This window comes from Gilliamella sp. ESL1225, from assembly GCF_058502635.1.
The window spans coordinates 387,819-402,075 of record NZ_CP196358.1; the positions used below are offsets into that span (position 1 = coordinate 387,819).

The 14,257-nt window shown below is 34.3% G+C and carries 13 protein-coding genes; 9 read left to right on the forward strand and 4 right to left on the reverse strand.

Annotated features, from left to right (window positions below):
- Positions 1-4 precede the first annotated feature (4 nt).
- From ACSYSW_RS01610 to ACSYSW_RS01645, 8 genes are all read left to right on the forward strand, one after another.
- Positions 5-958 carry a beta-ketoacyl-ACP synthase III gene (locus ACSYSW_RS01610; protein ID WP_491705005.1) on the forward strand — a complete coding sequence of 318 codons (954 nt, stop codon included), beginning with the start codon at positions 5-7 and terminating at the stop codon, positions 956-958.
- A gap of 40 nt (positions 959-998) precedes the next feature.
- Positions 999-1,934, forward strand: a complete 936-nt coding sequence (gene fabD, locus ACSYSW_RS01615) for an ACP S-malonyltransferase (protein WP_491705004.1) — start codon at positions 999-1,001, stop codon at positions 1,932-1,934.
- A 17-nt stretch (positions 1,935-1,951) separates the two neighbouring features.
- A complete protein-coding gene (gene fabG, locus ACSYSW_RS01620; protein WP_491705003.1) occupies positions 1,952-2,686 on the forward strand; it encodes a 3-oxoacyl-ACP reductase FabG in 735 nt (244 codons plus the stop codon).
- A gap of 152 nt (positions 2,687-2,838) precedes the next feature.
- Positions 2,839-3,072: an acyl carrier protein gene (gene acpP, locus ACSYSW_RS01625; protein ID WP_491705002.1), complete on the forward strand. Its 234-nt coding sequence runs from the start codon at positions 2,839-2,841 to the stop codon at positions 3,070-3,072.
- 151 nt (positions 3,073-3,223) lie between these two features.
- Entirely contained in the window at positions 3,224-4,468 is a 1,245-nt protein-coding gene (fabF, locus tag ACSYSW_RS01630) for a beta-ketoacyl-ACP synthase II (RefSeq protein WP_491705001.1), read from the forward strand.
- 194 nt (positions 4,469-4,662) lie between these two features.
- Positions 4,663-8,142: a DNA polymerase III subunit alpha gene (dnaE, locus tag ACSYSW_RS01635; protein ID WP_491705000.1), complete on the forward strand. Its 3,480-nt coding sequence runs from the start codon at positions 4,663-4,665 to the stop codon at positions 8,140-8,142.
- Between the two features lie 271 nt (positions 8,143-8,413).
- Complete coding sequence (accA, locus tag ACSYSW_RS01640) at positions 8,414-9,373, forward strand: acetyl-CoA carboxylase carboxyl transferase subunit alpha (protein WP_491704999.1); 960 nt, start codon at positions 8,414-8,416, stop codon at positions 9,371-9,373.
- A gap of 18 nt (positions 9,374-9,391) precedes the next feature.
- Positions 9,392-9,763 carry a diacylglycerol kinase gene (locus ACSYSW_RS01645; RefSeq protein ID WP_491704998.1) on the forward strand — a complete coding sequence of 124 codons (372 nt, stop codon included), beginning with the start codon at positions 9,392-9,394 and terminating at the stop codon, positions 9,761-9,763.
- A gap of 46 nt (positions 9,764-9,809) precedes the next feature.
- On the opposite strand, the gene ACSYSW_RS01650 is transcribed toward ACSYSW_RS01645, so the two are convergent.
- The 4 genes from ACSYSW_RS01650 to metK form a co-directional block, all read right to left on the reverse strand.
- The gene (locus ACSYSW_RS01650; RefSeq protein ID WP_491704997.1) at positions 9,810-10,652 is read right to left on the reverse strand and encodes a 23S rRNA (adenine(2030)-N(6))-methyltransferase RlmJ; all 843 of its coding nucleotides are present in this window, start codon (positions 10,650-10,652) and stop codon (positions 9,810-9,812) included.
- The gene (locus ACSYSW_RS01655; protein ID WP_491704996.1) at positions 10,652-11,020 is read right to left on the reverse strand and encodes a hypothetical protein; all 369 of its coding nucleotides are present in this window, start codon (positions 11,018-11,020) and stop codon (positions 10,652-10,654) included. Before ACSYSW_RS01655 ends, ACSYSW_RS01650 begins: the two co-directional genes overlap by 1 nt.
- A gap of 252 nt (positions 11,021-11,272) precedes the next feature.
- The gene (locus ACSYSW_RS01660) at positions 11,273-11,776 is read right to left on the reverse strand and encodes a SprT family zinc-dependent metalloprotease (protein ID WP_491704995.1); all 504 of its coding nucleotides are present in this window, start codon (positions 11,774-11,776) and stop codon (positions 11,273-11,275) included.
- The gene (metK, locus tag ACSYSW_RS01665; RefSeq protein WP_491704994.1) at positions 11,760-12,911 is read right to left on the reverse strand and encodes a methionine adenosyltransferase; all 1,152 of its coding nucleotides are present in this window, start codon (positions 12,909-12,911) and stop codon (positions 11,760-11,762) included. Before metK ends, ACSYSW_RS01660 begins: the two co-directional genes overlap by 17 nt.
- A 257-nt stretch (positions 12,912-13,168) precedes the next feature.
- Here metK and murI point away from each other — a divergent pair, with 257 nt between their 5' ends.
- On the forward strand, positions 13,169-13,990 hold the full coding sequence (gene murI, locus ACSYSW_RS01670; RefSeq protein WP_491704993.1) for a glutamate racemase: 822 nt from the start codon (positions 13,169-13,171) through the stop codon (positions 13,988-13,990).
- Positions 13,991-14,257: the final 267 nt, after the last annotated feature.

Consider the following 14,257-nt stretch of genomic DNA (forward strand, 5'->3'; position numbering starts at 1 on the left):
ATTGATGTATACAAAAATATTAGGCACAGGAAGTTATCTTCCAAAACAAATAAGAACAAATGCCGATCTTGAAAAAATGGTCGATACCAGTGATGAATGGATAACTACTCGAACTGGCATTAAAGAAAGACGAATTGCCGCTCCAGAAGAAACTGTCACAAGTATGGCGTATGAAGCCTCTAAAAATGCCATTGAGATGGCAAATATCGATAAAAATAATATTGGTATGATTATTGTAGCGACAGCTTCAGCTATAAATGCTTTTCCAAGTGCGGCAACAGAATTACAGGCAAAATTAGGCATTAATGATGTTATTGCTTTTGATGTTTCTGCTGCTTGTTCTGGATTCGTTTATGCTTTAGATATTGCCGATAAATATATTAAGAGTGGAGCTATAAAATATGCTTTAGTTGTTGGCTCAGATATGTTGACACGAGGTATTGATCCAACAGATCGTGGTACAGTGATTATTTTTGGTGATGGAGCTGGCGCAGTACTAGTTGGCGCATCAGATGAACCGGGTATTATTGCCTCTCATTTACATGCTGATGGTCGTTATGGTGAATTATTAAAATATCCAAATGTTGATAGACGTGATATGAATAATCCTGCTTATATGACCATGCAAGGTAATGAAGTATTTAAAGTTGCAGTTAAAGAATTATCAAATTTAGTTGATGAAATTTTTATTGAAAGTAATTTAGATAAGTCTGAACTTGATTGGTTGGTACCTCATCAAGCTAATTTAAGAATTATTTCAGCAACTGCAAAACGTTTAAATTTAGATATGGATAAAGTCATTGTTACCTTAGATAAACAAGGTAATACTTCGGCTGCCTCAGTGCCTTGTGCATTAGATATTGGTGTACGCGATGGTAGAATCAAACGGGGACAATTAATTTTATTAGAAGCGTTTGGTGGTGGTTTTGTTTGGGGCTCTGTATTAGTCAGATTCTAAAAATAATTTTTTAAAGATTTATGATTCAAGGATTTTAATAATGACCAAATTAGCAATGGTATTTCCTGGACAAGGATCTCAATCAGTGGGTATGTTAAAGGATCTTGCTGAGAATTTTGCAATAGTTAAAAGCACATTTGATGAAGCATCAGCTGTTCTTGGGTATGATTTGTGGACTCTTGTGCAAGAAGGGCCGGCTGATGAATTAAATAAAACATGGAATACACAACCTGCTTTATTGGCTGCGTCCGTTGCTATTTTCCGTGTCTGGAATGAAATAGGTGGGCGTCAGCCTGATTTGATGGCCGGTCATAGTTTAGGTGAATATTCTGCTTTAGTTTGTGCTGGTGTCATTGATTTCAAAGATGCTATTAAATTAGTTGAATTACGGGGACATTTAATGCAAGATGCCGTTCCCGCTGGAACAGGTGCTATGTATGCAATTATTGGTCTTAATAATGAATCTATTGATAATGCCTGTCAACAAGCTTCGCAAGGTCAAATAGTTTCTCCTGTTAATTTTAACTCTCCAGGGCAAGTGGTTATTGCGGGCAATAAAGAAGCCGTTGAACGCGCGGCAATTTTATGCAAAGAAATGGGGGCAAAAAGGGCATTACCACTTGCTGTAAGTGTCCCATCGCATTGTGCTTTAATGAAACCTGCGGCTGATAAATTAGCGATTGAGTTACAAAATATTACATTTAATCAGCCAAACGTTGCCGTTATTAACAATGTTGATGTAAAAATAGAATCAGAGGCTGAAAATATTAAGAAAGCTTTAATTGAACAACTTTATAGTCCTGTTCGTTGGACACAAACAATGGAATCAATGGCAAAACAAGGTGTGACAATTACTGTTGAAATGGGGCCTGGAAAAGTATTAACAGGTCTTGCAAAACGAATTATTGATTCATTAACAGCTAGCGCGGTTAATGATAAAGCATCATTAAATGCAACGTTAGAGATAACAAAATAACATAATAAGGTGAGAAAATGAATTTATCAGGAAAAATCGCTTTAGTAACAGGTGCCAGTCGTGGAATTGGTAAGGCTATTGCTGAGAAATTAGTAGCGTGTGGTGCAATTGTAATTGGTACTGCAACTACTGATAAAGGTGCTGAAGCAATTAGCCAATATTTAGGTTCACACGGTAAAGGCTATACATTAAATGTAAATGATGAAGCTTCTATTGAATCAGTAATAAATGCCGTTAAAAATGACTTTGGTGATATTGATATTCTTATTAATAATGCGGGTATTACACGTGATAATTTATTAATGCGCATGAAAGATGATGAATGGCAAGATATTTTAAACACCAATCTAACCTCGGTATATCGTCTTTCAAAAGCATTAATGCGTACCATGATGAAAAAACGGTTTGGTAGAATAATTACCATTGGATCTGTTGTTGGTACAATGGGTAATGCAGGACAAGCCAATTATGCTGCGGCTAAGGCTGGTTTAATTGGTTTTAGCAAATCATTAGCGCGTGAAATTGCGTCTCGAGGTATTACGGTCAATGTGGTTGCACCAGGATTTATTGAGACAGATATGACCGATGAATTAACTGATGAACAAAAAAAATTAACCTTAGCGCAAGTTCCTGCGGGTCGATTAGGTCAACCAACAGAAATTGCCAATGCTGTTGCCTTTTTAGCTTCTGATGAAGCTGCTTATATTACCGGCGAAACATTACATGTTAATGGCGGCATGTATATGGTGTAATTATCTACAATATAGTGTAGAATAACGCCATCTATCAAGATATTGAGTAAAAATTATACAATTGGGTTGAAAAATGATTTGCATCTTTTTCAACATTTTATAAACTTACATCCACCGTCAATTTTGACGATATTTATAGGAAAAAATAGAGTATGAGCATTATTGAAGAGCGAGTTAAGAAAATTATTGTTGAGCAACTAGGCGTGAAAGAAGAAGAAGTTAAAAATGAATCTTCTTTTGTTGAAGATCTTGGTGCAGACTCTCTTGATACAGTTGAATTAGTTATGGCTTTAGAAGAAGAATTTGATACAGAAATTCCTGATGAAGAAGCTGAAAAAATCACAACAGTACAATCAGCAATCGATTATATTACTGCAAATCAATAAGGTTAGCAGATTTTTTATAATAGGCGATCATATGATCGCCTAGTTTATTTTTACTGCTTTTATTTTATAAGCATGAATAAATTTTATAAAAATTAGACCATTAAATTGATGTTTTTTTGTATTATGTTTCAATCCTTTTCAGGAGGACAACGTGTCTAAACGCAGAGTTGTTATTACTGGAATGGGTATGATATCTCCAGTTGGCAATACAGTTGAATCCACATGGCAGGCATTATTAGCAGGTCAAAGTGGTGTTGAGCTCATTGAACACTTTGATACAACCCCATTCGCAACACGCTTCGCAGCCATGGTTAAAGGTTTTAATGGCGAAGATTATAATATTTCACGCAAAGAAGCCCGTAAAATGGATTATTTTATCCAATACGGTATTGCCGCTGGCATGCAAGCGATACAGGATTCTGGTATCGAAATTACTGACGAAAATGCAGAGCGCATCGGTTGTGCAATAGGTTCTGGTATTGGTGGACTTGGTTTAATTGAAGAAAATCATAGTGCATTAATCCATGGTGGACCACGTAAGATTAGTCCTTTCTTTGTTCCATCAACAATAGTCAATATGATAGCAGGCCATTTATCCATCATTTATGGATTAAAAGGGCCAAGTATTACTATTGCGACAGCTTGTTCATCTGGTGTTCATAACATTGGGCATGCTGCTAGAATGATAGCCTATGGTGATGCCGATGCGATGTTAGCTGGTGGTGGCGAAAAGGCAAGTACACCACTTGGTATTGGCGGTTTTGGTGCAGCAAGGGCTCTATCAACTAATAATGATAATCCAAAAGCGGCAAGTAGACCGTGGGATAAGGATCGCGATGGATTTGTTTTAGGTGATGGCGCTGGTATCATGTTCTTAGAAGAATATGAACATGCAAAAAAACGTGGTGCAAAAATTTACGCCGAAATTGTTGGTTTTGGCATGAGTGGTGATGCATATCATATGACTTCTCCACCAGCAGATGGTAGCGGGGCGGCTTTAGCGATGAAATGCGCAATTCGTGATGCAGGTATTACTACTGAACAAATAGGTTATATCAATGCCCATGGTACATCTACGCCTGCAGGGGATAGAGCTGAAACGCAAGCCGTAAAGAGTATTTTTAAAGAAAATGCTAATAAAGTGATGGTAAGTTCAACTAAATCTATGATAGGCCATTTACTTGGTGCTGCTGGCGCGGTTGAATCAATTTTTACAGTGCTTGCATTACGCGATCAGGCTATACCGCCTACAATTAATCTTGATAATCCTGATGAAGGATGTGATCTCGATTATGTACCTCATACTGCTCGTCAAGTTAAAAACTTAGAATATGCTTTATGTAATTCATTTGGGTTTGGCGGCACTAACGGTTCATTATTATTTAAGAAGTTATAATTTAATAATACATTATCAGTTAACTACCCGTTGTTATCATTAAATAATAACGGGTAATCATCTATTAACGATAACATATTGCTATATATCTTTTTTCATCGTAAGGATTTTTTAACTATTTGTTGAAATAAGAATATTCAAATAGCTTGTGTTATAATTTTGCCCATCTTTTTATCTTAAATTTTTGAGTGATTATGTCTGATCCTAAGTTTATTCATTTGCATTTGCATAGTGATTTTTCAATGATTGATGGTGTTGCCAAAGTCAATACCCTGGTTAAAGAATTTAATCGACTAGCTATGCCGGCTTTTGCGATAACTGATTTTACAAATTTATGTGGGCTTGTAAAATTTTATGGTTCAGCAATGGCTAATGGAATAAAACCAATTATAGGGGCTGATTTAAAGGTTCGAAGTTCAGATCTTTTCGATGATAACTATAATTTAACCATTTTAGCTGCCAATAATGAAGGTTATCAGAATTTAACCTTATTAATTTCGAGAGCTTATCAACGTGGTTATATTGGTAATTTTCCAATGATCGATCAAAAATGGCTTATTGAACATAAAAACGGAATTATTATTTTAGCAGGTAAAGAGAGTGATATTGGAGTTGGTATCATTCGTGATAATCAATTAGTCGTTAATAATGCTATCAATTTTTATAAAGAGAATTTTCCAAATCATTTTTATTTAGAATTAGTACGAACTGCTCGAACGAATGAAGAGCTTTTTATTCAAAGTGCGATAAATTTAGCTGAAAAATATGATTTACCTGTTGTTGCAACTAATGATGTCCGCTTTTTAAAAGCATCTGATTTTGACGCACACGAAGTACGAGTCGCCATCCATGATGGTAACACCCTAGATGATCCAAATCGTCCTAAAAATTATTCTGCGCAGCAATATCTCCGTTCTGAACAAGAAATGTGTGAATTATTTTCAGACATTCCTGAAGCGTTAGAAAACAGTGTTGAAATAGCAAAACGTTGTAATGTGACTATACGTTTAGGGGAATATTTTTTACCGAAATTTCCAACAGGTAATTTAACGACTGAAGATTTTCTCGTTTATAAAGCTAAAGCAGGACTTGAAGAAAGACTGGCTTTTTTATTTCCAGAGTCAGAAATTAGACAACAAAAACGACATGAATATGATGAACGTTTAGACATTGAATTAAATGTTATCAATCAAATGGGATTTCCTGGTTATTTTTTAATTGTGATGGAATTTATTCAGTGGTCAAAAGAAAATGATATTCCTGTTGGACCAGGTCGAGGATCTGGGGCAGGTTCGCTAGTTGCCTATGCATTAAAAATTACAGATTTAGATCCACTTGCATTTGATTTACTCTTTGAACGATTTCTTAATCCAGAACGTGTTTCTATGCCAGATTTTGATGTCGATTTCTGTATGGAAAAACGCGATCTGGTTATTGACCATGTCGCTGAAATGTATGGACGAGAGGCAGTTTCACAAATTATTACTTTTGGTACGATGGCAGCGAAAGCTGTTATTCGAGATGTAGGACGGGTTTTAGGTCACCCTTATGGATTTGTTGATCGCATTGCTAAATTAATTCCTTTTGATATAGGTATGACGCTTGATAAAGCATTTGAAATGGAGCCTCAATTACCTGAGTTATATAAAAATAATGAAGAAGTTAAATCGTTAATTGATATTGCAAGGCAATTAGAAGGCGTCACTCGAAATGCAGGAAAACATGCGGGTGGTGTCGTTATCTCACCAACAAAAATAACAGATTTTTCTCCCATATATTGTGATTCAGAAGGTAATTTTCCAGTAACTCAGTTTGATAAAAATGATGTTGAATATGCAGGTTTAGTTAAATTCGATTTCTTGGGATTAAGAACACTAACAATTATCGATTGGGCGATGAAAATGATAAATCAACGCCGAAGCAATGAAGGACTAGAATTGTTAGATATCAATCATATCCCATTGGATGATAAAGAATCTTTTGCTTTATTATTAAAGGCGGAAACAACAGCGGTTTTCCAATTAGAATCTCGAGGAATGAAAGATCTTATTCGTCGTCTTAAACCTGACTGTTTTGAAGATATGATTGCCCTAGTTGCGTTATTTCGACCAGGACCTTTACAATCCGGAATGGTCGATAATTTTATTGATAGAAAACACGGAAATGAAGAAGTTTCCTATCCAGACATTCGTTATCAACATGAATCATTAAAACCCATTTTAGAGCCCACTTATGGCATTATTTTGTATCAAGAACAAGTGATGCAAATTGCACAAACTTTAGCCGGTTATACTTTAGGTGGCGCTGATTTATTAAGACGCGCTATGGGTAAGAAAAAACCTGAAGAAATGGCAAAACAGCGTTCTGTTTTTAGAGAAGGGGCAGAAAAGCTAGGTATTCAAGCAGAATTATCGATGCCTATTTTTGATTTAGTGGAAAAATTTGCTGGTTATGGATTTAATAAATCACATTCAGCTGCTTATGCGCTTGTTTCTTATCAAACACTTTGGTTAAAAACGCATTATCCTGCTGAATTCATGGCAGCAGTAATGACCTCTGATATGGATAATACCGATAAAATAGTCAGTTTGGTTGATGAATGTTTTCGTATGGGTTTAACGATTAACCCTCCAGATATAAATAGTGGTTTATATCATTTTCATGTTAATGATAAAGGCGAAATCGTTTATGGGATTGGCGCGATAAAAGGCGTCGGCGAAGGACCTATTGAAGCGATTGTCGAAGCAAGAAACGGGGGGGGGTATTTCAAAAATATCTTTGAATTATGTGCTCGTACGGATATGAAAAAATTAAATCGTCGCATGTTAGAAAAATTAACGATGGCGGGCGCTTTTGATAAACTTGGACCACATCGAGCTGCTATTCTAAATAGTATAAATGATGCTATGCAAGCTGCTGAGCAGCATGCAAAGGATGTTAATCTTGGGCAAGAAGATATGTTTGGTGTATTAGCACAAGCGCCAGAACAAGTTGAACATGCGTATGCAGCTGTTCCAGAATTACCCGAACAAGTTATTCTAGATGGAGAAAGAGAAGCGTTAGGATTATATTTAAGTGGTCATCCAGTATCGCAATATTTAAAAGAATTAAATCGTTACTCAGGTGGCTTACGTATTTCTGAAGCTACAGCGACTGGTTGGGGAAAAATGGCAACGTTTGCTGGTATTATTAGTGAGGCGAAAATTAAACTCACTAAAAAAGGTAATAAAATTGGTTTATTTACTCTCGATGATCGCTCTGGACGTATTGAAGGAATATTGTTTGGTGATTTATTAGATAAATTTGGACATTTATTAGTAAAAGATAAAATTGTTATTGTCACAGGACAAGTTAGTCCCGATGATTTTAATGGTGGTTTTAAAATATCAGCTCGTGACATCATTGATTTAAAGGATGCACGTAGTAAATATATTAAAGGTATTTCTATATCGTTAAAAGAAAATGAAACTAATCTTATTATGTTAAAAAAACTTCAGAAAATTATTGAACCTTATCAACATGGCTCGGTACCTGTTCATCTTTATTACCATCGAGAAAATGCAGTTGTTAAGATAATATTTGGTACGAGGTGGCGGATCATACCTGACGATAATCTTATTATTGATATAAAAACATTACTCGGCAATGATAGAATTGAATTTGAATTCGATTAGTTTATTAAATGTTGATGACTTCAATTAGCATTACATAGTAGAATTGTGGCAATTTTTTCTTGAATTTAACGAGTGATATTGAAATAAAGATTCATCTGATATTAATTTTAGTAAAAAAATATTTATAGAAAATCAAAAACTTTAAAGTCAAATAGATGAAGAATAATATTCATCATTTGATAAATGAAACTTAATACATCTTTAAGCATTAACGTTTTTAGAAAAGTATTTTAAGAAATACAAAATAAAAGAAGAGGCAATCATAATCGTTATGAACAATTTTTTGGAATTTGAAAAGCCGATTGCGGAATTAGAAGCAAAAATTAATTCCTTAAAGAATATGGATTCTCAAGAAGTTAAATTAGATATTAATCTTGATGATGAAATTAAACAGCTTAATCGTAAAAGCCGAGAATTAACTAAAAAAATTTTTGCAAATTTAACTCCTTGGAACATTGCGCAATTAGCCCGTCATCCAAATCGACCTTATACTCTGGATTATATCAATGAAATTTTTACTGACTTTAATGAACTTGCTGGCGATAGAGCTTATGCAGATGATAAAGCAATTATTGGTGGTATAGCTCGATTAGATGGTCGACCTGTCATGGTAATCGGTCATCAAAAAGGTCGTGAAACGAAGCAGAAAATATATCGTAATTTTGGTATGCCAGCTCCAGAAGGGTATCGTAAAGCCTTACGTTTGATGCAGCTTGCGGAACGTTTTAATTTGCCGATTATAACTTTTATTGATACGCCTGGTGCTTATCCTGGAATTGGTGCTGAAGAACGAGGACAAGCTGAAGCAATAGCACGTAATTTACGTGAAATGTCACGTTTAAAAGTACCGACAATCTGTACAGTTATTGGTGAAGGTGGATCGGGCGGAGCATTAGCAATCGGTGTTTCTGATAAAGTGAATATGTTCCAATACAGTACTTATTCTGTTATTTCACCTGAAGGGTGTGCATCTATTTTATGGAAAAGTGCTGATAAAGCACCAGTAGCAGCTGAAGCTATGAATATGACTGCTGATAAATTATTGAAATTAAAGCTTATTGATTCAGTGATACCTGAACCTTTGGGTGGCGCACATCGTGATTACGAAGCTGTTTCTGCATCTCTTAAAAAACAACTTCTTAAGGATCTTAATGAACTGGAAGAATTAGATTCTTCAGCGCTATTAAATAGACGATTTGAGCGGTTAATGAATTACGGATATGTTCGTTAAATTAATATTGGAGTTCTGATGAGTAAAGCTAAAGGTTTACAGAGAATCATTAATGCAGTGAAATATTCAATTCAAGGATTTAAATCTGCTATTAAAAATGAGATTGCATTTCGTCAAGAATTGATAATATTGATATGTGCGTGTGTTATTGTTTTCTGCATTAATTTTACGATTTATGAACGTATTTTATTAATTGGATCTATTGGTGTAGTAATGATAGTGGAGTTACTAAATAGTGCCATTGAATGTGTAGTCGATCGTATTAGTGATGAAAGGCATGAATTATCTGGACGCGCTAAAGACTATGGATCGGCGGCGGTATTTTTATCTCTTTTATTAACATTAGTATTGTGGATTTATATTTTTGCTTGTCATTTTTTCTCTAAATAAAATAAAAGGCGGATGTATTCATTCGCCTTTTACCTTTTTATATAGCTTATTCTGATGCTAATTGTTTAATTATAAAATTACCTGTTTTATTAGTATCTAAAATATCGTGTATCCATGGCATAACTGTTTGCATTTGCGCTTCTAATTTCCAAGGCGGATTAATTACAATCATACCTGAAGCTGTCATCCCTTTTTGATTATTGTCAGGTTTCAGTGCTAATTCATATTGTGAAATTCGTTTTATACCTAAATTAACAATATTATCGATTAATCGCTGTGTTTGAGTGCGTGAAACAACAGGATACCAAATCAAATATATTCCTGTTGCAAAACGTTTATAAGCTTCAGCTATAGCAAGAGGAATTTTTTGATAATCCTCTTTTATTTCGTAAGAGGGATCGATGAGAATCACACCGCGTCTACTTTCTGGTGGTAATTTAGATTTTAATTGTGCAAAGCCATCTTCCCTTAATACTTTGGTGCGTTTATCTTTGCTAAATTCTTGTCTTAATAATGGATAATCGGTTGAATGAAGTTCAGTTAGATTTATTTTATCTTGTGGCCTAAGCATTTGTTTGGCGATTAATGGTGAACCAGGATAATATTTAATTGTATCAAATGGATTATATCGTTTTATAACTGATATATAGGGATCTAAAATTTTCGGGTATTGTTTTTGTTGCCAAATTAAATTAATACCTGATAAATATTCTCCGGTTTTTTCGGCATGTTCACCCATTAATAAATACCGACCAGCGCCCGAATGAGTATCTAAATATAAAAAAGATTTATCTTTTTCTTTAAGGGATTCAATGCAAAGCGATAAAACGATATGTTTTAATACATCTGCGTGATTACCTGCATGATAACTGTGACGATAGCTTAACATTAATTATGTAACCTTCTTTGTTCGTTTCGCTGCATATAACAAGTTACTAAAGCAATGCTAAAAATGCACGGAAACTCCATTAATTCTTCAATAATATCTTGATGTGATTTTGTTGAAACTAAAATCTCATATCCCCACCTTTTATGCTCTGCAACATCCGCGAGACCAAAAAAAACAAAAGCAAACATGACATGCCAAAATGGGATCCTTCCATTTTTTAAATATTTTAGTATACCTTGCCGAATACTAGGAAATAAAAAACCTAAAAATGGCGGGGAGATAATAATTGTGGCGATTATTTTATAATAAAATCGAGGGACATCTGGAAAAAAGTCTCGTCCCCAGCTTATCCCTCTTCCTAAAAGCATAATCCACCAAAAAATGGTCCAAATCCAAAATTTATAAAGAATAGGATCTTGTTTAACTTTTTTCGCATAACAATAGGTATAAAAACACATACATAACAAAAATAAGGATTGTAAATGTTCGATTATAGTAACGGTTAAACCTTGATAAAGGGGAAATAAATAATTGCCCCCAAAATAAAAAAATATTGCTAATAAAATAAGTAATATAGAACTTTTATAAAAATGGAAGTCGAAATTAGGCATTCTACTATCTTAATATGATTGTTTACGCCTAAGTAGTGTACCACATTTAGTACATAAATATTGTTGCCGATTATGAAGAATTTTATTATGTCTAATTTTACTTAATTGATGCTGTTGGCATTGACAATAGTATATAAACTCATTGCGCGTAATAGCAAAATTGTGAGTCCTTTTTGGTAAAACTTGAAAGATATTAAGCATAATATGTTGCCATTCTTTACCATGAGGTTTTACGCGCCCAAAATAATTAAAAGTAATCAAATGTGCTAGTTCATGAGGCACAACTTCGTCAATAAAAATTTGACCATTCTCAAGCAATAAAGTGGAATTTAATTGAATTTCCCAGCGAGTCAAAAAAGCACTTCCGGCTATAGTACCTTTATTTCGATAAATAATAACAGGTTCGTTAAATTGTGTTTTTAGTAAACGATTAGCTTGCATTAAGTGTTTTCTTAAGCAAGCTAATACTTTTTCATGTAAAGAAGAAGGGATTGATTTATAGACCTGCGGCATCGCGTAAAAGATCTGCTTTATCAGTTTTTTCCCATGGGAAAATATCGCGACCAAAATGACCATAAGTTGCTGTTTGCTGATAAATCGGTTGAATAAGATTAAGCATATTGATTAATCCATATGGTCTTAAATCAAAAAATTCTTTAATCAATGCTATAATTTTATCTAGTGAAACCTTCTCTGTGCCAAAAGTATTAACATATATAGAAGTTGGATCGGCGACCCCAATAGCATAAGAGATCTGAATCTCACATCTATCTGCTAATCCTGCTGCAACAATATTTTTCGCAACATATCTTGCTGCATAAGCTGCTGAACGGTCTACTTTAGAGGGATCTTTACCAGAAAATGCGCCACCACCATGATGAGCCGCTCCACCATACGTATCAACAATGATTTTACGACCCGTTAAACCACAATCTCCCATTGGGCCACCAATTACAAAAAGCCCCGTTGGATTAATAAAATATTTGGTTCTTTCGGTTAACCACTGAGTAGGAATGATCGGTTTAATTATTTCTTCCATAACGGCTTCATGTAATGCTTTCTGATCAATGTCTTCGGAATGTTGTGTTGATAAAACTATAGCATCAACCCCTTTAATTTCATTATTCTCATAAATTAAGGTAACTTGACTTTTGGCATCAGGTCTTAACCAAGGCAAAGTACCATTTTTACGAACTTCGGCCTGCCGACGCATTAAATCATGCGCATAACTAATTGCAGCAGGCATTAGGTTCGGCATTTCATTGGTTGCATAACCGAACATAATTCCCTGATCTCCGGCACCTTGTGCTAAAGGATCTTGCCTATCAACACCTTGACTAATATTGGGAGATTGTTTACCAATCACATTAAGCACTGCACATGAATTAGCATCAAATCCCATATCTGAGCTAGTATAACCAATATCACGGATAACTTTACGTGTTAATTCTTCAATATCAACCCAAGCAGAAGACGTAATTTCCCCACCAACCAGTGCCATACCAGTTTTTACATAAGTCTCACAAGCAACACGTGCTTTTGGGTCTTGTTCTAATATGGCATCAAGTACAGCATCTGAAATTTGATCGGCAATTTTATCGGGATGGCCTTCTGAAACGGATTCTGAAGTAAATAAAAATTCTGACATGATATACCTTCTTAGTAGTAATGAAACTTAGTAATAAAGAAACCTTTATAGTAATAAAATTTTAGCAGTTTTACCATCTAGACGGCTAGTTTAATAATTTAAAAACTAAAAATCTAGTTTTAGTTTAAATAAAAAAGATAAAAATAATAAAGTTAAAAATACTTGCATAAATTATTATTCGATTTAGGATAGTTAACGATTTTTAACAATTTATCAGATAATTTTTATTTGATATTTAATCTGCTAATAAAACTAATATGTCAACTGCAAGTGATACTCCATCTATTTTAATTTTTGATTCAGGTATTGGAGGCTTATCTATTTATGAGGAAATACAAAAAAAGATACCTAACCTTCATTATCTTTATGCTTTTGACAATGAAATGTTTCCTTATGGTGATAAAGAGGCTGATTGGCTAATTAACAGGGTTAACAAAGTTATCGATAAGATCGCGCAGCAATATAATATAAGTTTAGCGGTTATTGCCTGTAATACAGCAAGTACTATTTGTTTACCTAGTTTACGTGCTAAATTTACTTTTCCTATTGTTGGTGTTGTACCTGCGATAAAACCTGCCAGTCAAATCTCGCAAAATAAATGTATTGGTCTTCTAGCAACTAAAGCAACAATTAAAAGGGCATATACTGCGAATTTAATTGAAAGATTTGCAAGTGATTGCGAAGTAAAACTATTAGGTATTTCCGAATTGGCATTAATCGCAGAAAAGAAACTTCAGGGCGAAATAATTGATATTCAAAATTTAAAACTTTTATTAGAGCCATGGCTCTGTTTTCCAAATCAAATTGATACAATAGTATTAGGTTGTACACATTATCCTTTTTTGAAAGAAGAGTTAAAAATTTTATTTCCGAATGTAACATTCATTGATTCAGGAATGGCAATAGCAGAGCGTGTATATAATGTACTTCGGGAATCAGATAATTTAAATGAAATAGCACAATTTAAAAAACCCAATATAGTTCTAAGTACACTAAATGATCGTTATGTAGAAAATTTAATCCCTAAATTAGAAAAATTAAATCTTATGGAATATCAATTAGTTAAGGTGTCTAAGTGATTAAAGTGCGTGCAACTGAAAAATAAATCAAGAAATAGGGTTGAAAAAAAAGGAGAATTGCCTATAATGCGCACCACTGACAACGCAGTGGAGAATGAGAGCCGGCGGAGTGAGTAGGAAGCTGAAAAATAATTAAAAAAATTATTTGACAGATTAAGAAAGGTAGCGTAGTATACGCAGCCCTTGAGACAGAAAAGCGAAAAGCGAAAGGCAAAGCTGTCAGCTCTTTAAAAATTAAGAAACAGACAATCTGTGTGGGCACTTGTA

Excerpts from the sequence above, each read along its gene's own strand:
- ACSYSW_RS01610 (WP_491705005.1), top strand. The coding sequence starts at position 5 with ATGTATACAAAAATATTAGGCACAGGAAGTTATCTTCCAAAACAAATA.
- fabD (WP_491705004.1), top strand. The coding sequence starts at position 999 with ATGACCAAATTAGCAATGGTATTTCCTGGACAAGGATCTCAATCAGTG.
- fabG (WP_491705003.1), top strand. The coding sequence starts at position 1,952 with ATGAATTTATCAGGAAAAATCGCTTTAGTAACAGGTGCCAGTCGTGGA.
- acpP (WP_491705002.1), top strand. The coding sequence starts at position 2,839 with ATGAGCATTATTGAAGAGCGAGTTAAGAAAATTATTGTTGAGCAACTA.
- dnaE (WP_491705000.1), top strand. The coding sequence starts at position 4,663 with ATGTCTGATCCTAAGTTTATTCATTTGCATTTGCATAGTGATTTTTCA.
- accA (WP_491704999.1), top strand. The coding sequence starts at position 8,414 with ATGAACAATTTTTTGGAATTTGAAAAGCCGATTGCGGAATTAGAAGCA.
- ACSYSW_RS01645 (WP_491704998.1), top strand. The coding sequence starts at position 9,392 with ATGAGTAAAGCTAAAGGTTTACAGAGAATCATTAATGCAGTGAAATAT.
- ACSYSW_RS01650 (WP_491704997.1), bottom strand. The coding sequence starts at position 10,652 with ATGTTAAGCTATCGTCACAGTTATCATGCAGGTAATCACGCAGATGTA.
- ACSYSW_RS01655 (WP_491704996.1), bottom strand. The coding sequence starts at position 11,020 with ATGCTTTTAGGAAGAGGGATAAGCTGGGGACGAGACTTTTTTCCAGAT.
- ACSYSW_RS01660 (WP_491704995.1), bottom strand. The coding sequence starts at position 11,776 with ATGCCGCAGGTCTATAAATCAATCCCTTCTTCTTTACATGAAAAAGTA.
- metK (WP_491704994.1), bottom strand. The coding sequence starts at position 12,911 with ATGTCAGAATTTTTATTTACTTCAGAATCCGTTTCAGAAGGCCATCCC.
- murI (WP_491704993.1), top strand. The coding sequence starts at position 13,169 with ATGTCAACTGCAAGTGATACTCCATCTATTTTAATTTTTGATTCAGGT.